The organism is Staphylococcus sp. mip270_02 (assembly GCF_054031535.1).
Window position 1 is genome coordinate 2,091,453 of the sequence record NZ_CM132934.1, and the last position, 24,163, is coordinate 2,115,615.

The 24,163-nt window shown below is 33.3% G+C and carries 24 protein-coding genes; 2 read left to right on the plus strand and 22 right to left on the minus strand.

What is annotated here, in order from left to right; genetic code table 11:
- Positions 1-33: 33 nt before the first annotated feature.
- From rnc to fapR, 6 genes are all read right to left on the minus strand, one after another.
- Entirely contained in the window at positions 34-738 is a 705-nt protein-coding gene (gene rnc, locus ACW5YJ_RS09805) for a ribonuclease III (RefSeq protein WP_371094549.1), read from the minus strand.
- A 267-nt stretch (positions 739-1,005) separates the two neighbouring features.
- Positions 1,006-1,239: an acyl carrier protein gene (locus ACW5YJ_RS09810; protein ID WP_017724267.1), complete on the minus strand. Its 234-nt coding sequence runs from the start codon at positions 1,237-1,239 to the stop codon at positions 1,006-1,008.
- 155 nt (positions 1,240-1,394) lie between these two features.
- A complete protein-coding gene (gene fabG / locus ACW5YJ_RS09815) occupies positions 1,395-2,129 on the minus strand; it encodes a 3-oxoacyl-[acyl-carrier-protein] reductase (RefSeq protein WP_457338123.1) in 735 nt (244 codons plus the stop codon).
- A complete protein-coding gene (gene fabD, locus ACW5YJ_RS09820; protein WP_457338124.1) occupies positions 2,122-3,048 on the minus strand; it encodes an ACP S-malonyltransferase in 927 nt (308 codons plus the stop codon). The genes fabG and fabD overlap by 8 nt, the downstream gene beginning before the upstream one ends.
- Positions 3,041-4,027, minus strand: a complete 987-nt coding sequence (gene plsX / locus ACW5YJ_RS09825; RefSeq protein ID WP_135092394.1) for a phosphate acyltransferase PlsX — start codon at positions 4,025-4,027, stop codon at positions 3,041-3,043. Before plsX ends, fabD begins: the two co-directional genes overlap by 8 nt.
- Positions 4,020-4,589 carry a transcription factor FapR gene (gene fapR / locus ACW5YJ_RS09830; protein ID WP_017724263.1) on the minus strand — a complete coding sequence of 190 codons (570 nt, stop codon included), beginning with the start codon at positions 4,587-4,589 and terminating at the stop codon, positions 4,020-4,022. The genes plsX and fapR overlap by 8 nt, the downstream gene beginning before the upstream one ends.
- A gap of 472 nt (positions 4,590-5,061) precedes the next feature.
- On the opposite strand from fapR, the gene ACW5YJ_RS09835 reads away from it, so the two are divergent.
- Entirely contained in the window at positions 5,062-6,621 is a 1,560-nt protein-coding gene (locus ACW5YJ_RS09835) for a M4 family metallopeptidase (RefSeq protein WP_107551772.1), read from the plus strand.
- A 182-nt stretch (positions 6,622-6,803) separates the two neighbouring features.
- Here ACW5YJ_RS09835 and recG read toward each other — a convergent pair whose 3' ends face one another.
- The 5 genes from recG to ACW5YJ_RS09860 form a co-directional block, all read right to left on the minus strand.
- Positions 6,804-8,849 (minus strand): ATP-dependent DNA helicase RecG, encoded by a 2,046-nt coding sequence (gene recG, locus ACW5YJ_RS09840; RefSeq protein ID WP_457338125.1) that lies wholly within the window; start codon positions 8,847-8,849, stop codon positions 6,804-6,806.
- Between the two features lie 2 nt (positions 8,850-8,851).
- Positions 8,852-9,721 carry an L-serine ammonia-lyase, iron-sulfur-dependent, subunit alpha gene (sdaAA, locus tag ACW5YJ_RS09845; RefSeq protein WP_017724260.1) on the minus strand — a complete coding sequence of 290 codons (870 nt, stop codon included), beginning with the start codon at positions 9,719-9,721 and terminating at the stop codon, positions 8,852-8,854.
- Positions 9,722-9,733: 12 nt separating this feature from the next.
- A complete protein-coding gene (gene sdaAB / locus ACW5YJ_RS09850) occupies positions 9,734-10,399 on the minus strand; it encodes an L-serine ammonia-lyase, iron-sulfur-dependent subunit beta (RefSeq protein WP_017724259.1) in 666 nt (221 codons plus the stop codon).
- 381 nt (positions 10,400-10,780) lie between these two features.
- Positions 10,781-12,439: a fatty acid kinase catalytic subunit FakA gene (gene fakA / locus ACW5YJ_RS09855; RefSeq protein ID WP_457338126.1), complete on the minus strand. Its 1,659-nt coding sequence runs from the start codon at positions 12,437-12,439 to the stop codon at positions 10,781-10,783.
- A gap of 14 nt (positions 12,440-12,453) precedes the next feature.
- Complete coding sequence (locus tag ACW5YJ_RS09860) at positions 12,454-12,825, minus strand: Asp23/Gls24 family envelope stress response protein (RefSeq protein WP_017724257.1); 372 nt, start codon at positions 12,823-12,825, stop codon at positions 12,454-12,456.
- Positions 12,826-13,073: 248 nt separating this feature from the next.
- Here ACW5YJ_RS09860 and rpmB point away from each other — a divergent pair, with 248 nt between their 5' ends.
- Positions 13,074-13,262: a 50S ribosomal protein L28 gene (gene rpmB, locus ACW5YJ_RS09865; protein ID WP_002483503.1), complete on the plus strand. Its 189-nt coding sequence runs from the start codon at positions 13,074-13,076 to the stop codon at positions 13,260-13,262.
- 89 nt (positions 13,263-13,351) lie between these two features.
- Here the strand turns inward: rpmB and ACW5YJ_RS09870 are convergent, their stop codons facing one another.
- From ACW5YJ_RS09870 to ACW5YJ_RS09920, 11 genes are all read right to left on the minus strand, one after another.
- Positions 13,352-13,987: a thiamine diphosphokinase gene (locus ACW5YJ_RS09870; RefSeq protein ID WP_107551775.1), complete on the minus strand. Its 636-nt coding sequence runs from the start codon at positions 13,985-13,987 to the stop codon at positions 13,352-13,354.
- A 5-nt stretch (positions 13,988-13,992) separates the two neighbouring features.
- The gene (gene rpe, locus ACW5YJ_RS09875) at positions 13,993-14,637 is read right to left on the minus strand and encodes a ribulose-phosphate 3-epimerase (protein ID WP_017724255.1); all 645 of its coding nucleotides are present in this window, start codon (positions 14,635-14,637) and stop codon (positions 13,993-13,995) included.
- Entirely contained in the window at positions 14,638-15,513 is an 876-nt protein-coding gene (gene rsgA, locus ACW5YJ_RS09880) for a ribosome small subunit-dependent GTPase A (protein ID WP_107551777.1), read from the minus strand.
- A 716-nt stretch (positions 15,514-16,229) separates the two neighbouring features.
- On the minus strand, positions 16,230-18,278 hold the full coding sequence (gene pknB, locus ACW5YJ_RS09885; protein ID WP_457338127.1) for a Stk1 family PASTA domain-containing Ser/Thr kinase: 2,049 nt from the start codon (positions 18,276-18,278) through the stop codon (positions 16,230-16,232).
- Positions 18,275-19,018, minus strand: coding sequence for a Stp1/IreP family PP2C-type Ser/Thr phosphatase (locus tag ACW5YJ_RS09890; protein WP_017724252.1), 744 nt, complete (start codon positions 19,016-19,018; stop codon positions 18,275-18,277). Before ACW5YJ_RS09890 ends, pknB begins: the two co-directional genes overlap by 4 nt.
- A 4-nt stretch (positions 19,019-19,022) precedes the next feature.
- Complete coding sequence (gene rlmN / locus ACW5YJ_RS09895; RefSeq protein ID WP_017724251.1) at positions 19,023-20,117, minus strand: dual-specificity RNA methyltransferase RlmN; 1,095 nt, start codon at positions 20,115-20,117, stop codon at positions 19,023-19,025.
- A gap of 3 nt (positions 20,118-20,120) precedes the next feature.
- Complete coding sequence (rsmB, locus tag ACW5YJ_RS09900) at positions 20,121-21,428, minus strand: 16S rRNA (cytosine(967)-C(5))-methyltransferase RsmB (protein ID WP_230454294.1); 1,308 nt, start codon at positions 21,426-21,428, stop codon at positions 20,121-20,123.
- A 2-nt stretch (positions 21,429-21,430) separates the two neighbouring features.
- The gene (gene fmt / locus ACW5YJ_RS09905) at positions 21,431-22,363 is read right to left on the minus strand and encodes a methionyl-tRNA formyltransferase (RefSeq protein ID WP_026113572.1); all 933 of its coding nucleotides are present in this window, start codon (positions 22,361-22,363) and stop codon (positions 21,431-21,433) included.
- On the minus strand, positions 22,356-22,844 hold the full coding sequence (locus ACW5YJ_RS09910; protein ID WP_017724248.1) for a peptide deformylase: 489 nt from the start codon (positions 22,842-22,844) through the stop codon (positions 22,356-22,358). The genes fmt and ACW5YJ_RS09910 overlap by 8 nt, the downstream gene beginning before the upstream one ends.
- Positions 22,845-23,072: 228 nt before the next feature.
- Complete coding sequence (locus ACW5YJ_RS09915) at positions 23,073-23,762, minus strand: GNAT family N-acetyltransferase (protein ID WP_457338128.1); 690 nt, start codon at positions 23,760-23,762, stop codon at positions 23,073-23,075.
- An 82-nt stretch (positions 23,763-23,844) separates the two neighbouring features.
- Positions 23,845-24,039 (minus strand): hypothetical protein, encoded by a 195-nt coding sequence (locus ACW5YJ_RS09920; RefSeq protein WP_017724246.1) that lies wholly within the window; start codon positions 24,037-24,039, stop codon positions 23,845-23,847.
- Positions 24,040-24,163 lie beyond the last annotated feature (124 nt).

Below are 24,163 nucleotides of genomic sequence, written 5' to 3' on the forward strand. Positions count from 1 at the left end.
ATAATACTTATTATAAAAATGCATTTGCTATATTCACTTATTTTTCAATTTTTTGTATGCTTGTTCAGCAGCTTTTTGTTCTGATTCTTTTTTAGTTTTTCCTTTACCCTCTGCTACGGCTTTATCTTCTAAAATAACTTCAGAAGTAAACAATCGATGATGTGCTGGTCCTTCTTCATTGATGAGTCGATAAGTCACATCGCCTTGGTTTTGTCTGTGCACAAACTCTTGAAATTGTGTTTTAAAATCTACAACCCCATCTAATTCATCATCTTCTACATAAGGGAATATAATCTTCTCAGAGAATTTCCATACTGCCTCTACGCCTTGATCTAAATATAGCGCACCTACAAATGCTTCAAAAGCATCCGAAACTAGTGAAGGGCGAGTTCTACCTCCTGTTTTTTCTTCACCTTTTCCTAATAAAATTAATTCATTCAATTGAATTTTTTTCGCAAATATTACAAGTGATGGCTCACATACAATTGTTGCACGCATTTTTGTTAAATTACCTTCAGGCAATTCTGGATATTTATCAAATAAATAGCGTGAAACCGTCAATTCTAATACCGCATCTCCTAAAAATTCTAATCTTTCATTGTGATCTAAGCGATCCATATTAAAATCATTTATAAAACTAGAATGCGAAAATGCCTGTTGATATAAATCGACTTGATTAAAATTCAAATCTAATTCTTGCATTTTTTGGGCAAACTTTTTTTGGAATGCTTGAACCATTTCTTTCTTTTTATGATTGGTCAATCTCTTTCCTCCTCAGATAAAAACAACTAGATGCTAAAAATACTGTATACGCTTTTATTCTACGTGAAAGTTCAATAAAACTAAAGAAAAAACTGTTTCTCATATATAAGTTTGTAACGCTTTACAACTAGTGTGTAATCAATTCGTGTTAACCATTTAACTAAATAATCTATGATTTAAATATAGATGTTTTTCAAACAAAAAAATCTGAGCCGTTTTTAATACGACTCAGATATTTGCTTATTATTTTTGAATACTATTGATAAAGTTAACCGCGTCACCAACTGTGTTGATTTTTTCAGCTTCTTCATCTGGAATTTCAGTGCCAAATTCGTCTTCTAATTCCATTACTAATTCAGCGATATCTAGTGAGTCAGCGCCTAAATCATCTTTAAAAGATGCATCTTTAGTAACTTTTTCAGCGTCAACACCTAAACGGTCAACAATAATATCTTTTACTTTGTCAAAGTTTTCCACGTCGATTCACCTCCTTTTAAAAGTCTACTTACAGACTTTTATATTTTCCCATTTTATCAATTGAAATACAAGTAGTAATTCATAGTATTACTCTAGAAATACTATTATCATGTTCAAATGAACAACGATTTGTGAACAATTGAATAGCTCATAGGTTACATATACATGCCACCATTGACATGAATTGTTTGACCTGTAATATATTTAGCTTTTTCAGAAGCTAAAAATACTACAGTATGAGCAATATCAGAATCTTCACCAAATTCAGCTAATGGGATTTGTTCTAACATTTGTGCTTTAAGTTCGTCACTTAAAGCATCTGTCATATCTGAAACGATAAACCCTGGCGCAACAGCATTAACAGTAATGTGTCTAGATGCTAATTCTTTTGCAGCTGACTTAGTTAATCCGATAACACCTGCTTTTGTCGCGACATAGTTAGCTTGACCTGGATTACCAACTGCACCAACAACGCTCGATAAATTAATGATAGAGCCGCCTTTTTGTCTTAACATTTGTGGTGTTACTTTTTGTATACAATTAAAGACACCTTTTAAGTTTGTATCAATTACATCATCCCACTCTTGCTCTTTCATTCTCATCAATAAATTATCACGTGTAATACCTGCATTATTTACAAGTACATCTACTGAGCCAAATTGACTAACTACTTCTTTAATCATCGCTTTGACTTCATCGCCATTTGCTACATTTGCTTGAATAGCAAAACTTTCAACACCTTTAGCTTTGATTTCTTCTACGACAGCATCAGCTTTTTCTTTATTACCGGCATAATTTACTGCGACATTATAACCTTCTTCTGCTAATTGGATAGCAATACTGCGTCCAATACCTCTTGATGCTCCTGTTACTAACGCGCTTTTAGTCATTTTCATTCCAACCTTTCACATCTTCTAGTGTTTGAATTGAAGTTACTTTTACATCTCTGTTAATTTTCTTAATTAAACCTGATAGTACTTTGCCAGGGCCAATTTCAATAAAGTGATCCACACCTTGTTCAATTAACCACTGCGTTGAATCTATGAATTGAACAGGTGAATATAATTGTTCTATCATATTTGCTTTAATGACGTTTGCATCAGTTTCACCTTTGGCATGTACATTTTGTACCACAGGAAATTGAGCATCTTGCCATTCGAACTGATCAATAAATGATGCAAAATCGTCTTTGATTACTTGCATCATAGATGAATGGAACGGGCCTGATACTGCTAATGGTAATACGCGTTTAGCCCCTAATGATTTACCTTCAGCTACTAATTGATCAATTAACGTTTTGTGACCTGAAACAACGATTTGTCCAGGAGAATTGATATTTGCTGGTTCAACAATTTCCTCTTCAGTTGATAATTGCTTACATATTGCATCAACTTCATCGTAGTCCAAGCCTAATACAGCTGCCATGCTTCCCACACCATTTGGGAAAGCTTCAGCCATAAGTTGACCGCGTTTTCTTACAATCTTTACTGCGTCTTCAAATTTCAACACTTTACTAGCGACTAAACTCGCATACTCGCCCAAGCTATGCCCCATTGTGTAATCTGCATTCAAATCATTTAACGCATTTAATAAAGCGATGCTATGGGTTAATAAAGCGGGTTGTGTATTTTCAGTTTGGCCAAGTTTTTCTTCGCTATCTGTAAACATTGTTTCTAAGATATCAAAATCTAAAGCTTGTTGTGCTTGATTTAGAATTGATGTTGCTACTTCGTCATGTTCATATAAATCATTTGCCATACCAACTTTTTGTGAGCCTTGGCCTGGAAATATAATCGCTGTTTTACTCATCTTGTGTTCCCACCGTTTCTTTCATAGTTTCAACAATTTTTTGTTCACCGGCAATTTTCGCCTGACGAATTGCTGAATAAAATGCTTTAGCACTAGAACTACCATGCGCTTTTACAACTGTGCCGTTCAGTCCTAATAATACAGATCCACCATACTCAGCATAATCCATTTTCGTCATTAATCCTTTTAGGTCTTTTTTTAAAATTAGTGCTGCAACTTTATTTTTCAAGCTGCTTAAAAGTGTTGACTTAAACATTTTGCCCATCGCTTTAGCTACACCTTCTAAATTTTTCAAAATCATATTACCAGTATAGCCATCAGTCACTACAACATCTGCGGCGTCATTCATCAACCCTTTAGCTTCCACATTACCTGTAAAATGAAAGTCATTTTGCGTTTCCATCAAATGATAAGCTTTCTTAGTCAATGTATTACCTTTGGCAGCTTCAGTACCAATATTCAATAAACTTACTGAAGGTTGTGAAATACCTCTAATCTTTTGTGCGTAAATATTACCAAGTTGAGCATATTGTAATAAATGTTCTGCCTTTGCTTCTGCATTTGCACCAACATCCATAAATACAAAACCTTTACCCGAAACTGTTGGCAACGTCACAACTAATGCCGGACGCTCTACACCTTTGATACGACCGACTATAAATAACCCAGCAGACATTAGAGCACCAGTATTCCCTGCTGAAACACATCCATCTGCTTCTCCAGATTTTACTGCTTCTGCCATACGAACCATTGAGCTATCTTTTTTACGCTTAATTGCTCGGACAGGTTCGTCATTCATAGTTATAGATTCTGTACAATGACGTACTTCTACACGGTCATGTTTGAGTGTACATTTCGACTCATCACCAAATAAAATGATTTCTAAGTCTTCAAATTTGTTAACCGCCATTTCAACAGCTTCCAAAACGATTTCAGGTGCGTCATCTCCACCCATCATATCAATCGCTAATTTAACCATTTTGTTCATCCTCACTTGTATAATACATTTTAAATGTCCCTTTAAAAACAACCGTATCTTTAACATACGATTCAACTTTTATAATATAAAATTTATTTGTAATTTCAATGGTTTGCGCATTTGCGCGTACCGTTTCGTTCAATTTCACTGGTTTTGTAAATGCAACATTACTTTCACTTGTCAATACGACTGGTTTATGTATAAGCGCTACACATAAAGAGTTTGCTTGAGCAAATAGAACGTGGCCTCTTGCAATTTTATTTTTTGTAAAAACAGAATCTTCATCAATATTAATAATTGAAGTAGCATATTGATCAGGTTCTACATTGATCACGTCACCTATGATTTCATTACCTTCAATAGAACGAATACTTTCATAGTTCTTCCTAGCTACAGATTTAATTCGCGTTCTTAACTCAGGAATATTTAAGTGTGTACGATCCAACCTTATTGTTTGGATGCTTACTGAAAACAAATTACTTAAATCTAAATCTGTAATAAACGGATTTTTAGCTATCTCATTTTTTATTGCATCGCGCCGTTCTTGTTTTTTTAATTTCATCGCATTCAAACTCCCATGTTTTTAGTACCAAGTCTTAAACACTCCTAACATATCATAACACTTTCCTTTTCAATTGCTCAACAAAAAACATACGTTAAGTTTGAATTTAGTAACTTTTAAGTAAATATACTTTATTATACCTAGACCAGAGTAATTTTTCAGCTAGTAAACAATGAAAATTCATCATTCCTTAACTTCTCTGAGCTTATTTTAAAAATAAGCTTACTGGAACCACTTTGAATTGTACAACGACGAAATAGTTAACAGCATTATTTAAATGTTTATATATAATAAATTTTAGTACAGGTTATATATAATTTGTATTTGTTTATTTTAAATAAAAAATTATTTTCGATATTTCCTATTGAATTAATTATGAACTATACGTATAATTTTAAATAATTTGAAATTTCAAATATATTTAAAATAATCAGAAATTTATTTTTATACCATTCATTTCTAGGAGGATATTATGAGGAAAATTTTTTCTACCACGTTACTAGCTAGTTCAATATTAGCTATTACATCTGGTAACGTTCATGCTGAGGAAAGTAATAGTGTACAACCTGAAAGTTTTAAAAAAGCTGATAATTCAACTATTCAAAATGAGACGGATGTAAAACAATATTTAAATCAACATGCACAAGATTTAGTTAAAGATACAAGTAAAACTAAAAATGAAGCTTTTAATAAAAATGCTTTTAAACAATATGAAGTAGCAAAGAAAAACACAGATAAAACTGGTGTGACACACTATACATTAAAGGCTAAAATAAATGACGTCACTTCTAGTGATAGTACACTTAAGGTCCATGTAAACAAAAATGGTGACGTAAAATTGATAAATGGTAGTATCGACAAACCATACATAAATTTAAAAAATTCAAATGAAATAACTTCTGCTCAAGCTGAAGAAAACGCATTTAAATCCATTGGTAAATCAAAGGAAGAAGTTAAAAATATCAAAGGTTATGATATCGTCAGTAAAAACAATTTGGATATAAATAGTGATAAACAAAAACTCGTTTATAATATTGAATTAAATTATGTTTCTCCTAAGGTAGCACATTGGAAGATTCAAGTTGATGCTACAACAGGTAAAATCATAAAAAAACAAAACACACTTCAAAAAGCTACAACTGAAGGAAAAGGTACTGGTGTGAATGGAGATGTAAAATCACCACTTAACTTAACTCAATCACAAAATCAATACACACTACATGATACGTCACAAAACGCAACAATTGACACCCAAACTGCCAATAACACGACAAACACTATGTCGCCAATTACTAATGATAATACAAATTTCAATAAAAAATCTCAACGAGCTGGTGTTGATGCACATTATTATGCTAAAGAAGTTTATGATTATTATTTAGATACATTTGACAGAGACAGCTATGATGATAATGGTGGCGCTATTAATTCTATTGTTAATTACGATAAGAATTTTAATAATGCTGCATGGACTGGCCAATATATGATATACGGTGATGGCGACGGCCAAACCTTTAAAGAACTGTCAGGCGCTAGTGATATCGTGGCTCATGAACTAACACACGCAGTAACTGAGCGTACTGCCGGCTTAGAATATAGCTATCAATCAGGAGCATTAAACGAATCATTCTCTGATGTATTTGGTTATTTTGTAGATCCAGATAATTGGTTAATGGGCGAGGATGTTTATACGCCTGACCAAGATGGCGATGCTCTAAGAAGTTTAAAGAACCCTGAAGAATACAATCAACCTGCACACATGGATCAATACCAAAAAGGTAGCGAAGATAATGGCGGTGTTCATACTAATAGTGGTATACCAAATAAGGCTGCTTATCTAACAATCACAGATATCGGTAAAGACAAAGCAGAACAAATTTATTATCTTGCCCTCACCGAATACTTAACACCAAATGCTCAATTTACAGATGCTAAAACAGCACTTACTGTTGCTGCAGATAAATTATATGGCAATAATAGTGAAGAAGCTAAAGCAATTGAAAAAGCATGGGACGATGTTGGTGTGAAATAGCTAAAAAATAGTTATCACTAGTAACATCAGAAACTACATGATTATGCGAACGTTTTAAAACCAAATTAAAAACCAACATATAAATTTCAACATTATGTTAGGATAAAAAACAAGGCACTTACCTGTAAAACAATGACAAAGTCATATTATTTTACAGGTAAGTGCCTTAATTTTACCAACTATTAATCAAAACTCATATACAGCAGATTCTTCTCAATAAATGATCTCAAAGTTTGATATTGTGACTCAAAAAATATTCCTGTTTGAATCAATTCTGCCGCTTCATCTCTAGCAACTTCTAACATTTTATAGTCTTCGACGACATTTGCGACTAAGAAATCTGGCAAACCACTTTGTTTTACGCCGAAGAAATCTCCGGGACCTCTCATTTCAAGATCTCGTTCACTGAGTTCAAAACCATCTGTTGTTTGTGTCATAATATTCATGCGTTCTATGCCCGTTTCTGTTTTTGGCGAAGCAATTAGTACACAATGGCTTTGATGCTCACTTCTACCCACACGCCCCCTCAACTGGTGTAATGTAGATAATCCAAAACGGTCGGCATCATATATCATCATAAATGTAGCATTTGGTACATTAACCCCTACCTCGACTACGGTTGTTGAAACTAAAATATCTATTTCATGATTACTGAATTTTTGCATAACCTCATCTTTTTCAACAGAATGCATTTTACCATGTAATAATCCCACTTTGTCACTACCATAATAAGCTTGTAATGATTCATATAATTCAATCACATTTTGGACATCTTCTAAATGCTCAGAGCTTTCAATCAACGGACATATGACATAGGCTTGACGGCCTTTCTTTAATTCAGTTGTCATTTGATTCAAAACACTCTCATATGCTTCATGTTTTGACCATGAAGTAATAATTGGTTTCCTACCTTTTGGTAACTGTTTAATTGATGAAACATCCATTTCACCAAATACAGAAATAGCTAAAGTTCTAGGAATTGGCGTGGCTGTCATAAATAGTACATTTGTCATAGCGCCTTTTTCTCTAAGCAGTCGTCGTTGGTTCACACCAAAACGATGTTGTTCATCAGTAATAACAAGTCCAACATTATTAAATTTCACATCATCCTGAATCAATGCGTGTGTTCCAATCAAACAATCAATTTCATTATTATTTAATTGATCTAATAATAATTGCCTTTTTTTACCTTTAACTGATCCGGTTAATAACGCGACATTCATCCTGTCGCCAAATATATCCACTAAACTTTCAGCATGCTGTTCTGCTAAAATTTCAGTTGGTACCATTAATGCCGATTGAAAACCAGCAGTTTTAAGGGCGTACATGCAGATAGCTGCAACAACAGTTTTCCCTGAGCCCACATCACCTTGGAGTAAACGATGCATACGTATTGGAGCCTTCAAATCACGAAAGATTTCATTAACGCTATGTTTCTGTGCATCAGTGAGTTCAAAAGGTAAACTATCTATAAAATGTTTAACTAAATTGATATCATAATCAACTTCAATAGCTTCATCCGAAGTTTTTTCAAGCCTATTCAACCATTGCATTCTTAGTTCAAACATAAACAACTCTGTAAATGCATACGTTCTGCGTGCTTTTAGTAATGAAGCTTTATCAGTTGCAAAATGAAGTGCTTTAATTGTATTTTCTAATGATTCTAGTTTATATTTTTCTCTTAATTCTGCTGATAACCATTCATGTATAGTTACTTGATCTAATACTTGACGTATCATATCTCTTAGTGGTTTTTGCTTAATACCCTCTTTAATGCGATACACAGGTTCGAATTGGGCGGACTCTGTAACCTGTTGATTGAAAAACATTCTATTTCCATTAATTTCTTGCTTTCTTCTATCCCATTTACCTTTGACCGTAACCGTCCCATGTAGTTCAATTTTCTTTTTCAAATAAGGCTGATTGAAAAAAGTACACTTTACTGCAATATTATTGACCATTATATGTACTGTTAACTTAGATTTATTACGACCAAAAAAAGCGACAGTCGGTGTAGAATATACTTCGCCTACCACTGTCACTGTCGCTTGGTCTTCTGCTTCATTTAAGTCAATTACAGTATTATCTTCGTAACGTGTCGGTAGATATAAGATTAAATCTTCAACGGTATAAATATTTAATTCATTTAACACCGCTAAACGTTTAGGTCCTAAACCTTTAATTTGAGATAACGGAAATGGGCTTTCTATTAAATTGACTTTTGACATTATTAATCACCAAATATTTCTTGTTTTAGACGCTGACCTGTAGGCGTACCAGCTAAACCTCCACGACCAGTTTCACGCAAAGCAGATGGCATCGTTTGGCCAATCTTATACATTGCTTCAATCACTTCATCTGTCGGTATTCTAGATGTCACACCTGCCAACGCCATGTCCGCAGATACGATTGCATTAGAAGCGCCTGCAGCATTTCTTTTTACACAAGGAACTTCTACTAAACCAGCAACTGGATCACATACTAAACCTAGCATATTTTTCAAACAAATTGCAAAGGCTTCAGCTGATTGTTGCGGCGTGCCTCCAGCAAGTTCAACTGTTGCACCTGCAGCCATAGCAGCTGCCGAGCCTACCTCAGCTTGACAACCACCAGCTGCACCTGAAATTGACGCATTGTTAGCTACAACGAAACCAAACGCACCTGAAGTTAATAAAAAGTTAAGCATATCTTTACGTGTAGGTTCAAGTCTAGGTTTTAAGCCAAACAATACACCTGGCACTACACCAGCTGATCCTGCAGTCGGTGTTGCACAAATTTTTCCCATAGCCGCGTTGACTTCATTTGTTGCAACTGCTTTACTAACTGCATCTAATAACGTTGCGCCCGATAATGATTTCCCAGTTTTTAGATATTCTTTAATTAATACAGCATCTCCACCAGTTAATCCTGTCGTTGATGTTACTCCCGCTAGTCCTTCATCCAATGCATTTTCCATTGTTTGTAAATTTTTATCCATATGTGCATACACATCAGCTTCAGATAATCCTGTCACTTCCATCTCTTGTTCTAACATGATTTCATGAATTTTCTTATTTTGTGCTTCACACATCTCTATTAATTCTTTCACGCTTTTAAACATGCAATACCTCCGTTAGGCGTCTCCCATGAGTGAAACCGTCACTACACCATCGACGTTTTTAATTTTCTCTATAATATCTTTGTTTACAGCATCGTCCAACTCACAAGTCATTAACGCTTGATCGCCTTTTTCTTTTCTCGATACTTGCATACTTCCCACATTAATACTTGAATCTCCTAAAATATTAGCTACTTTACCAATCGTACCAAATGTATCCTTGTGGAAGACAAGTAATGCTGGGTAATTTCCACTAATCGCAATATTAAAGCCATTAATTGCAACAACTTCAATTTTACCGCCACCGATAGATACACCTTCCACCGAAATCTCCTTTTCAGCGTTACGCATATTTATAATAGCTGTATTGGGATGCGATCTCTCCTCAGCCATTTCTATAAAATTAACTTTCATTCCTGCACTTTCTGCTGCTTCTAAACTCGTTTGAATTCTATCATCGTCAGTATCATAGCCTAATAAACCACCTACAAGTGCAACATCTGTGCCATGACCTTTATATGTTTCCATAAATGAACCATATAAATAAATATCAACTTGACTTGGTAATTGGTTAAATAAATCTCTAGCTACCAAACCAATTCTTACTGCCCCCGCTGTATGAGACGATGAAGGGCCTACCATTGTTGGACCAATTATATCGAAAACTGTTTTATATTTCATAATTATACCCCACTCTTGTTTTTAATGTTTCTAAAGTGTTGCGCTTACATTCTCAAACATCTAGTTCATTATAACAAGTTCATTAAACATTATAAACCAAAACTGGTTGCATTGTTCTTTTTTAATTTAAAATATAATTGACCGCAATTCATATAAATTTGCACAATTATACTAAATTACTACATAAAAACGAGAGCAAGATAGAAATCAAAACTAAATTCGATTTCTTATTCTCGCTCTCATAACATCAGAATATTTAATAAACATTCTATAGTAGAAACTGTATTCAAACCATTGTTTGACAACATAACCAATTTAAAACGATACTTAAATTTCAATCACATATATATCAATGCGTTTAAATCGATGATTATCCAGCAATCATTCTACTGAAAATAAATATTGATATACAGGTTGCTGACCATCATGTTGATCTAGCTCAATATCTGGATAAGTTTCTTCTACCCATGCTTCTACTTCGGCAGTAACAGTCTCATTTGCATCTTCCCCAACAATCATAGTTATGATTTCACTATCTTCTTCAATCATTTGCGAAAGCAAACTCTTAACTGTATCAAACTCATTGTCTTCACTAGTAACAATTTTATCTTCTACTAAGCCCATAAATGCGCCTTTTTTAATTTCAACACCATCTATTTTAGTATCTCTAACAGCATAAGTAACTGAACCAGAATTAACTGCTTCTAATGATTCAATCATACGAGATTTATTATCAGCAAGTGAATCAGACGCATCATAGTTAAATAATGCAGCAATACCTTGAGGAATAGATTTTGTTGGGATAACAATAGTTTCTGCTTCAACAATATCAGCTGCTTGTTCACTAGCCATAAGGATATTTTTATTGTTTGGTAAAATAATTGCACGTTTACATTGTGATTGTTCAATCATTTTCACTATGTCTTCCGTCGATGGGTTCATAGTTTGGCCACCACTAATCATATGTGTTGCGCCCATTGATTTAAATAACTCAGAGACACCATTACCCATTGATATAGCAATTACAGCAGTTTCGACAGTTTCATTTTCATCACTTTGAGGTACAGGTTGATTGTTTTGCTCTTTTTTCACAACTTCTCTGTGTTGTTCACGCATATTTTCTACTTTTAATTTAATTAATTCACCATATTGTTGACCAAAATTAAATACATCACCTGGCTTTTCAGTATGTACGTGTACTTTAACTATTTCTTCATCATTAATCACTAATAAAGAATCACCAAATGCGCTCATATCTTCTCTAAATTCTTGTTCATCGAAAGTTTTTTTATTTTTACCAAAACGAACCATCATTTCGGTACAATAACCATATTCAATGTCTTCGGTATTAATTACACCATGAAAATCATGTGCTTCACTTACCAATGAATCTTTATCTAATTTTGATGATTGTGCGGATACTTTTTCTCCTTTTAACGCTTTTAGGAAGCCTTCGTAAACCACTACTAAACCTTTACCACCACTATCAACAACTCCTACTTCTTTTAAAACTGGTAATAAATTGGGTGTGTTTTCAAGTGAGATTTCTGCTTGCTCTAAAATATAAGTCATCAACTCAATACAATCTTCAGTTTCTTTAGCTTTACGCATTGCAGCATCTCCTGCATCTCTAGCTACTGTTAAGATTGTACCTTCTACTGGTTTCATAATTGCTTTATATGCTGTATCTACACCAGCTTTAAAGCTTTCAGCAAATTGTTGGGCATTGATTTCGTCATTGTCTTCTAAATTTTTACTAAAACCTCTAAATAGTTGAGAAAGTATTACACCAGAGTTACCTCTTGCGCCCATCAATAAACCTTTAGAATATGTTTTACCTAGCTCACCTATATGTTGTGATAAATTCTCTTCTACTGCTTCTCTACCAGATGTCATAGTCAAGTTCATATTAGTTCCTGTGTCTCCATCAGGTACTGGGTATACATTTAATGAATCGACTAAATCTGCATGATTTGATAAATTTTGTGCCCCTTGTATAATCATTTCGGCAAATAATTTACCATTTATTTTGCTAACCATTGCGTAATGTCCTCCTAGTTCTTCGTGCCATTATTGACGCGCACACCTTGTACAAATATATTTATTGAGTTTACTTTTACTTTTAATGTTTGTTCTAATGTATATTTCACAGTTGATTGCACATTACTTGCAACTTCTGATATTTTTGTCCCGAAGCTAACAATTGTATACATATCAACATCAATCACTCCATTGTCTTCTCTTACAACAATGCCTTTAGAATAATTTTCATGCCCTAATATTTCGGCAATACCGTCTCTTACTTGTTGTCTAGAAGCCATGCCTACAATTCCATAACATTCTACTGCTTTACTGCCCACCACTGATGCTATTACTTCGTTTGAAATATCTATGCTACCATAATCATTTGTGATTTCTAACGTCATAAAATTGCCTCCTAAAGTTTATGGTTCTGAAACTAACTGTAAATAAACAATTATTTAAGATGAGTTTAATAATAAAATACTATATTTATCCACAGTTTACAATTATATCATAATTTAGTTTTAACAAAAGGAGAAGTCATATAAATCAGAAAAATTTCTCATTATATTGCTATATTTTTCTATTTATGGTACATTATTCAGGTATGTAGTAGATACGTGTATTTATATTTATTAAAGGAGGTACTTTCATGGGCAAACAATGTTTCGTAACAGGTCGTAAAGCTTCAACTGGAAACAATCGTTCACACGCTTTAAATTCTTCTAAAAGAAGATGGAATGCTAACCTTCAAAAAGTTAGAATTCTTGTAGACGGAAAACCTAAAAAAGTTTGGGTTTCTGCACGTGCTTTAAAATCTGGTAAAGTAACTAGAGTTTAATAAATATAATGCACGAAAAAACCAATCCTTATGTGGAGGATTGGTTTTTTTTATTTTTGAACAATTTTTTTAACTCATGACGATTGATATTAATCTCTACTCCGTATCATCAATACGTTCCCTTTAATCAACTCAACTTCTCCGTGTGAGGATTCAATCTCATTAGAAATAGTTAACGTTGATCCCTGTTTAAGCGTCTCTTTATAAAGGTTATATTTAAAATACTTTAATGTGATGATTGTTGGATACGAAACAGGAATAAATGAAATATATGGGTAAAAGTCATTCACTTCAATATGAAATAATCCCCGTTTTAAAAGTTGAACTTCATTTGATTGATCAATCAATTTTATAACTATACCATTTTCTACATATTCGGGTTTCTCCAAGATTTGTAAAGCTCCCAAAAAATGATCTAATCTACCACCTGTAGCACCAAACACGTGTATTTCCTTATACCCACTCTGTACCGCTTGATCTATCCCTAATGCTAAATCTGTATCATCTTTTTCTGAATTATAGGGATTTATTTCAATTTGTTGCTCTATAAATGATTTTTCTTCTTGTGTAATTGAATCAAAATCACCAACTGCAAATTGCGGTGTGATACCGGATTCCAACAAAATTAATGTACCTCTATCTATGCCAATCCAATCGGCATCAGCACTATCAACCAGTATATCTTTAGGTAAATTTCGATTACCACATAATAAATTGGCTTTCATTAACGTCAACCTTTCAATGTTTTAGTAACTGACTTATAATCATTTTGTTTGAAGAAGTATGACCCAGCAACTAACATATTTGCGCCATGCTCAATCACGGTTTGGACTGTCTTATCATTAATACCACCATCAACTTCTATATTAAAATCTAAATTCAACCTTTGTTTAACTTCAGATAGCTGATCTAGTTTATCAACTGTATCTATAATAAATGATTGTCCCCCAAAACCAGGATTCACAGTCATCACTAATACATAATCTATCACTTTTATAATAGGTAGAATTGCATCTACTGGTGTTCCTGGGTTTATCACCACACCAGCCTTTACATTTGCGTTCTTAATTTGTTCTATCACGCGATGAATATGTGGTGTAGCCTCTACATGAACTGAAATCATGTCTGCTCCATGTGCCGCAAAAAGTTCTACATACTTTTCTGGTTCTTCAATCATTAAATGTACATCAATAGGTAAATCTGTTCCCGCTCTAACTGCATCTAAAATTGGAATACCAATTGAAATATTGGGCACAAATTGACCATCCATAACATCAAAATGTACACCATCTACTCCAGCTTCCTCTAAAGCCTTTAATTCCTGTTGTAAATTTAAAAAATCTGCTGATAATAAAGATGGATAAAGTTTTGCCAATTAATATCTTTCCTTTCTATTTGCAATCTCATTAAATAGTTGAACATAATGATCATATCTAAATTGAGTAATATCGCCTTGTTCTACTTTAAATTTGACATTACACTTAGGTTCATTAATATGATTACAATCTCTGAATTTACATGACTCACCATACTCATGAATTTCCATAAAATAATTTTTCAGTTCGTCTTTTTGAATATGGTCAAAATCTAATGCACTAAACCCTGGTGTATCTGCAATATATCCATGTGTTCTTTCAAAAAGTTCTACATGTCTAGTAGTATGACGACCGCGATTAAGTGCTTTTGAAATATGCTGTGTCTCAATATCTAAATCAGGAAAATATTTGTTCAACAACGTAGATTTTCCAACACCAGATTGACCGCTTAATACAGCTAATCCATCCCCCCATTGTGCAAAAATATTTTCGATTTCATCGTTGATACTAATGAATTGAGTCTTATAACCCATGTCTTCGTATATGTTTAATATCTTTGTTACCTTTTGTTGCATTTCAATTGAAGTTAAATCTTTTTTAGTTATAAGTATGCGTGGACGCATGTGATATGAGTGTGCGATAACTAAAAAACGATCTAGTAATTGTGTAGAAAAATCTGGTTCTACTGCACTCATTACTAAAATAAGATGATCAACATTACTTACAGGTGGTCTTTTAATTTCATTTTTTCTTTCATGCACATGTTGAATATAACCCTCTGTTACATTTTCAACTTCAAAATCCACTACATCGCCGACGATGGGAGAAAATTTATTTTTTCTAAATAGCCCTCGCGGCTTGGTGTCATACATTTCGCCATCTACATCTACACGATATACGCCACTAATTGATTTTATGATGCGTCCTGTCTTCACTTAGGCACCTCTCTTATAATTACTTTTACTCTTTACATTATAGCAAAGCCTTTTTAAATTAAATATGATTTAAGTTTATTTTGAATAAAAAATTAGTGATTAGTATAAAAATTTACTTTAAAGGCTTATACCATCTCCATAATTCACTTTAATTGATATACAAAACACCAATGTAGTCAATTAAATGATTACATTGGCGTTAAATTTGTTAGCGACACTATACTCGTTTACTCGTCATGTTTGGTTCGCTAGATCTTTGCTCTTGCATAAGCGACACTAAACTCGTTTTCTCCTCACGTTTGGTTCGCAAGATCTTTGCTCTTGCATAAGCGACACTAAACTCGTTTTCTCATCATGTTTGGTTCGCAAGATCTTTGATCTTGCATAAGCGACACTAAACTCGTTTTCTCATCATGTTTGGTTCGCAAGATCTTTGCTCTTGCATAAGCGACACTAAACTCGTTTTCTCATCATGTTTGGTTCGCAAGATCTTTGATCTTGCATAAGCGACACTAAACTCGTTTTCTCGTTATGTTTGGTTCGCAAGATCTTTGCTCTTGCATAAGCGACACTAAACTCGTTTTCTCGTCATGTTTGGTTCGCTAGATCTTTGATCTTGCATAAGCGACACTAAACTCGTTTTCTCGTCATGTTTGGTTCGCAAGATCTTTGATCTTGCATAAGCGACACTAAACTCGTTTTCTCGTTAAGTGTCGCTAAAAGTCATAAGGTATGTCTTTATCAGCAACAACCTTATCATCAACACGAACAGTAAAACCAGCCGTCTTACCTTTTTCAATTGTCATTGGTATTTTAATAGTCTTGTTTTCCTTAATCTTATATGTCTGTGCTGCTGATGACCCTTGGTCATCTTTATCTCTAATATATACTTTCACTTCTTGACTTTCATCATCATCACCAGTATATTGCACTTGGTATGTTTCAGTATACTCTTTCGTTGCAGCTTCATCATCTTTAGAATCGTCTTTATCTTTGTCATCTTTGTCCTTAGCGTCATCCTTAGATTCGTCTTTAGACTCTTCCTTACCTTTAGACACGACAAATGATATCGTAGAACCTTCATCTACTTCCTCACCTTTTGGTGACTGGCTAATAACATCATCTTTTTTAACTTTATCATCATTTTTTTCTTCTGAAACTTCTACCTTAAATCCTTTAGATTCTAGCTCTTCTTTAGCAGTTTTAAAAGATTTATTTTCATAATCATCAACATAAACTTGTTTGATGCCTAGTGACTCAATTAATTCAATATTACTATTATTCACTTTTACTTTATCACCAGGTGAAATGTTTTGTGATTCAATTAAACCTTTAGCTACATTTTGTTTGCTATAAGACTGTTTAACTTTGGTATCTTTTATACCTAAATCTTCTAGTTTGTTGATTGCTTCAGATTTTGACATACCATATAAACTTGGCATTTCAGCTAATTGTGGCCCTTTAGACATCACAATATCAACTTTACTGTTTTGTTCTAGTCGTTCACCTTTTTCAGGGTTCGTTTTTATTATTTTATTTTCAGGATATTTATCACTATACTCTCGAGTAGTTTTACCCATTTGTAATTTATTTTCTTTTAAAATATGGTCAGCTTCTTTTTCAGTTTTTCCAGTTAAGTCTGGTGCTTCTAAATATTTATTACCAAACATCCCCATAGCCATAAAGCCAAATAGACCAAATAATAATAAAACAATAATTAAAGTATATAAAAATTTCTTTTTCTTAGAACGTTTCTTTCTAGGAACTGCATAGATATGTTCTTCACTGGATTGAAATTGTTGTTGATTGACAATAGGAATTTGCATTGTCTCACTAATACTTTTACCTTTGTCTTCCTCACGTGTCTGGTTTGCAATTTCTGATTTATTTATCGGTACTGTTTTAGTATTAGTGATAGAAGATTGATATCGCTCTTCTGATGCACGTTCATCTGACATAACAGTTTCTAAATCATTTTGCATTTCTCTTACTGATTGGTAACGCTCCATCTTGTCTTTTTCAGTTGCTTTTAGTACAACATTGCTCAAAGCTTGACGTATATCTGAACGTTCATCAGTTACATTTGGCATAGGATCTTGAATATGCTTTATTGCAATACTGACAGCTGTTTCTCCAGAAAATGGCGGTTTACCAATAAGCATTTCATATAATACAACACCCATTGAATAGATATCTGTGCCATTATCTGTAATATCTCCACGTGCTTGTTCTGGAGACAGATATTGGACAGTACCCAATACATGATTTGTTTCTGTCATTGTTGTTTCACTTAATGCTTTAGCTATACCAAAATCCAATATTTTTAATGTTTGATTTTTATCCACCAAAATATTTTGTGGTTTAATATCTCTATGCACAATTTTTGTATCGTGAGCGTGTTTAATACCATTGATGATTTGATTTATAAAATTTAATATTGTATCCACATCTAGCGGCTGATTCTTTTGAATGTATTCAGATAATGTTAAACCTTCAATATATTCCATAACTAAATAGAAATTTTCATCATCTTCTGTAACATCAAAAACGTTAACTATATTATCATGGGATAATTGCGTTAAATTATGTACTTCTCGCTCAAATCTTTTGATTGCTTCTTCTTTTTCGCCTGCTGGAATTCTAATAGCTTTAATTGCGACACTTCGTTTCAGAATCGAGTCTTCAGCAAGATAGACTCTACTCATTCCACCGCCACCAAGCTTTTTAGTAACTTTGTAACGTTCATTAATTATTTTGCCTATCATACCTTATCACCTTCAACCTCAGCCAACACTAAACTTACATTATCATTCGTACCTTCTGTTAATGCAAGTTCAATCAAATATTGACCTTGTGTTTCTAATTCGTTGTCTTGTAGCAATGCTTCTTGAATTTTATGATTACGCACGAAATCTGTTAAACCATCAGAGTTCAACATGAGATAGTCATAAAACTTTGTCTTTTTTACAAAAATATCCGGTGTCACCAATCTATCTGTACCCATTACTTTTGTAATGATATTACGTTGGGGATGCGTATAAGCTTCTTCAGCAGTGATTTGTCCAATCATAACAAGGTGATTTACAAAAGAATGATCATTTGTAATTTGCTCAATCTCCCTACTATTTACTAAATAGGCCCGTGAATCTCCAATATTTGCAACGACCACATAGTTATCAAATACTAAAGCACAAACACAAGTTGTACCCATACCTTGATATTCTGGGTTTTCTACTGATTTGTCATAAAGTTCACGGTTAATAGCTTTTAAGGTTGTCTTCAACCAAGTTTCAGCTTGATTTGCCTCTATTAAATTTTCTTCTTCAAATCTTTGCTGTAACTCTTTTGTTACAAATTGGCTAGCTACTTCACCCGCTAAATGACCACCCATGCCATCACAAAGTACTAATAATTGTTGTTCTGTACGATTGTAAAAAACGCCACCAGCATCTTCGTTTTTATCACGATATTGTCCTGTGTCAGTAAAAAATTGTGCATTTAGCATGTCTCTACCTCGTTTCTACTTTTCGTTCCTTAGCTCTTAGTTGTCCACATGCAGCATCGATATCTGCACCTTGTTCACGTCTAATTGTTGCGTTGATACCTAATCGTTTTAACTCTTTTTCGAACTTAAAGATATCTTCTTTTGGAGTCTTAACATAATTTCTTTCCGGTACGTGGTTTACTGGAATTAGATTAACATGGCAATTTAATTTCTGTATTAAATGCGCAAGTTCTCTAGCATGTTCTACTTGGTCATTCACGCCACCAAATAAACCATACTCAAAGGTAATACGTCTATTTGTTTTCTCTTGATAATAATTAATTGCTTCCATTAATTTTTCAACGTTATAAGCTCTATTAATTGGCATCAATCGTGAACGAACTTCATCGTTTGCACCATGCAAGCTAACTGCAAAGTTAATTTGAATATCTTCATCAGCAAAATCATAAATTCGTGGAATAATACCTGATGTAGAAACTGTAATATGACGTGCACCAATATTTAAACCATTATCGTCATTAACAATTTTCAAGAAATCCATCATTTCATCATAATTTTCAAATGGTTCGCCGATACCCATAATTACAATTTGAGATACACGTTCTTCTGTTTCGTCTAATGCCTTTTGTACTGTCAATACTTGTGAAACGATTTCCCCCGCTTCTAAGTTGCGCTTTAAGCCACCTAATGTAGAAGCACAGAACGTACAACCAATACGACAACCAACTTGTGTAGTTACACATACTGAATTACCATATTCATGCCTCATCAATACCGTTTCAATCGTGTAACCATCTTGTAGTTCGAAAAGAAACTTGATTGTACCATCTTTACTTTCTTGTTTGACTACTGTAGTCATTGTAGTCATAGTAAAACTATTCTTTAAAACTTCACGTAACTCTTTTGATAAATTTGACATTTCATCAATACTATTTATACGTTTTTCATATAACCATTCAAAAATCTGTTTTGCTCTGAATTTTTGTTGGCCATTACTAACTAACCATTCTTGCATCTCATCGTATCTCAGTGAATAAATTGATTGCTTTTCAAAATCGGGAAGAAACTTATTCTTTTTTTTCTTTTCTGTAGTTATCATTTATTACGTTTCCTTTCTTTTTATCCTAGTAATGAAAAAGCCATCAGAGTTGAAATCTTGAGGTAAAACTTGCATTGTCTTCACTTTTTCTCCAGTTATTGGGTGTTCAAAAGCATCGAATTCAAAATCACTATTTGCTTTTAAGAACGTATATATTACGTTTTCATTCTCCATTTGTTCAATCGTACATGTTGAATAAATAATCGTGCCACCTGGTTTCACACTATCTTTCACATTATTCAAAATTTCTAATTGGATTTCAACTAATGATTGAATTGAATGTTGTGATTGCTCGTATTTAATTTCAGGTTTATGTCTTAACACACCTAATCCGCTACATGGTGCATCGACTAAAATCTTATCATACACTTTATCATATTTTTCAGTTGCATCGTGTTCAAAAGCAGAAATGTTAGATAATCGTAATTTTTTGATATTGAAATCAATTAAATCAATTTTATGTTCGTGGATATCTGTCGCATCAACATGACCTGTACCATTTAATATTTCAGCGATATGACAGGCTTTACCACCTGGCGCACTACATGCGTCAAGTACTTTATCGCCCTCTGTTAATGACATAACCTCACCAACAAACATCGAACTTTTATCCTGAATTGACACGAGTCCATCTTTAAATAATCTTGATTCAATAATTGGCTTTCCACTAATATGTAGGCAAGTATCAATTTCTTTATCTAGTTCTACTATATAATCATCATCTGTTAATCTTCTAATTGCTTCATCAACAGTAATTCTTGTTAGATTTACACGCACAGTTGTTGACACTTTATCTAAGAAAGATTGCGCAATCTCTTCTGTCTTTTCTAAGCCAAAATGTGTAACCCAATGATCCACTAACCATTTAGGTAAGCTATATTCAATAGCAATTCTCTTTTTATTATCTGTAATTTCCGTGAAGTCTGGTAACTCACTGCGCATCATATTTCTTAAAATACCATTAACTACGTTTCCATTATGTGGTCCGCCTTTGTATTTAGCGATTTCCACCGCTTCGTGGATGATAGCATGTTCAGGTATTTTATCTAAGTACGCATATTGGTAAATACTCATCCAAAGTAATTGTCTTACCCAGCCTTTAAGTTTTGTCTGTACAAATGGTTTTAACAAATAATCTAATGTATATTTTCTTTTTAACGTGCCATATACAAGTTCTGTAAACAAACTTTTGTCTGCTCTGTTTAATTCATTATTTGATAATACTTCGTTAATAATAATATTACTGTAAGCTTTATCATTTATAATATCTTGGATTGTTTCAAAGGCTAATAACCTTACATTTGTATCTATTGTCATGATAGTACCTTCCCAACAAGCGCAGTTTGTACTCCGCTTAAATAGTTTGCAGTTAACATACGTTTTTTACCTGCAACTTGTATATCTGTTAATGCGATAGCATCGCCAGAACCTGTAGCAACAATAATTGCTTTTTTTGTTGTTTCTATAATTGTTCCAGGTTCACCTGTCTTTCCTTGTTCAATACGACTAGCATATACTTTTAAGTTACCATCATCCATTTTTGTATATGCGACTGGCCATGGTGAAAGACCTCTTATATGGTTGTATATTGCTTCTGCTGACTTAGACCAATCTATTTTTTCTTGATCACGGCTAATGTTTGATGCGAATGTTGCCTCGTCTTCTTTTTGTTCTATACGCTGATTCGTACCATTTATAATTGAAGGTAGTGTCTCTTTTAATAAATCTGCACCTAAGAAACTTAATTTATCATGCATTGACCCAACATCATCTTGGTCTTCTATTGCAATTGCACGTTGAGAGATAATATCTCCTGCATCTAATTTTTTAACCATATACATAATAGAAATGCCTGTTTCTTTTTGACCATCTATAATAGCTTGATGTATCGGTGCTCCACCTCTGTATTTTGGTAATAATGACGCATGTACATTGATTGCACCTAACTTAGGAGCATTTAATAATGATTCTGGTAAAATTTGTCCGAAAGCTGCTGTGACAATTAAATCTGCATCTAAAGCAATAAGTTTCTCTAAATCTTCAGATTGAGCTAATTTTTCCGGTTGATATACTGGTAATCCATGTTTTACTGCCACTTCTTTAACTGGCGGTGGTGTTAATGTTCTCTTTCTACCTACTGGTCTGTCTGGTTGTGTTACTACAGCAATCACATTATGTTCAGCAATTAACATTTCTAATACTTTTGTTGAAAAATCAGGTGTTCCCATAAAGATAATTTTACTCATTGTCAAAATACGCCTCCATCTCAGCTTCGTCTAAAATACGCACTGCACGCTCTGTAAATAATATGCCATCAAAATGATCAATCATATGTAAAATCATTCTAGCAATATCATCGTGTGCTGTCATTTCTACTTCATTACCATGCTTATCGTTACTTTTAACCACAATCATTTTACTTCTAGTTACTTCAGCGAATACATTGGGCATACTAATAGAACCTTCTAAATCTGTTACTTTTTCTTCAGATTCACTTACTAATTGAGGATTAATCAGTTGTAACAAACCATCTATTTCCATATCTATAATAGCTACTTTTTGTTCAATACCTATTTGAGGTGCACAAATTGCAGATGCTTCAACATCATACATCGTATCTTCTAAATCTAACAACAATTGCTCTAATCGTTTATCAAATTGAGTCACGCTTGATATCGTCTTTTTAAGTATAGGGTGTTTGCTTGTTACAAGCTGTTTAATTGTCATAGTTATATCTCCTCATAAAAATTCATCACATCATTATAACTTATTTTAATTGAAATTGCATCATACATTCAAATTTAGGGTTTTAATATATCGTATATATTTGTATTGTTGTATCCCTTTTCAATGCGAGCATTAAGTTATTTTGTTACTATTATTTTCAATATAAAAAAGGAATGATTTTATCACAATTTAATAAAATCATTCCTTAAAAATTGATTCATTTTCATATTAGATAGATAAACGATAATTTTGATTACCAAATTCATCAAAATTCTTTTCATCTAACCATTTTTCATATTCTTGTTTAAGCTTCGGCCATTCGCTATCAATGATAGACAACCAACAAGTGTCTCGATTGCGTCCTTTATAGACTTTATGATTTCGAAAGATGCCTTCATATTTAAAACCTAAACGTTTTGCAGCTTTGATAGAATATTCATTATGTACATCACATTTCCATTCATATCTTCTATAGCCTAATGTTTCGAAGATATAATTAGCTAGTAAAAATTGAACTTCAGTCGCAATACGTGTTCTTTTTAAAATATTGGCATAATGAATATGCCCAACTTCAATGGAACCATTTGACTGATCAATCCTAAGCAAAGCAACAATACCCACTGCTTGCCCTGTTTGTCTATCAACAATCGCAAAAAAATATGGATCTTTAGATTCAACTTTTTTATTTAAGTATACTTTAAACGCTTCTATATCTTGAGGTTGCTCATCAGGCAAATAAGTCCAATTAGGTAAATCCTCAACCGTTCCAAAATGGGTATATAAGCCTTCACTATGTTTTGGTTTCAACTTTTCTAATCGACAATATCGACCTTCTATCGATAAGGCGTTCGGCACAATAGGTACTTGAAAACCATCTACTTGCTCTCCAATAGGTTGGTTGAATTCGTTATATTTCATAAGCATTTACCCCCTTGATTCTAAATACATTCAAATAGTTATATATACAATATTCTATTTAGAACTATCTAATATTGTTTATCTAAAATACATCTTCTGAAGTTGTATTAAAAAATTCTGCTAATATTTGCGCATCTTGATAATTTAATTTCGCTTTTTTCTCCTCTATCAATTCAATCATTTCAGGGCTAAGTGAAATATTATATAATGATGTAATACGATTTGATAATTCCACTACGCTTAAGCCAACCGCTTCTCTATTGCTAATCAAACTCATATGCACAACTCCTTAAACATCCATTTTAAAAATCAACTTCAACACCGAACAGTAAACTTTACTTCTTTTTACTACAAGCTTATTTCAACTTGTTAGCAATTTAAGTAGGACTCCTTACTCTTTA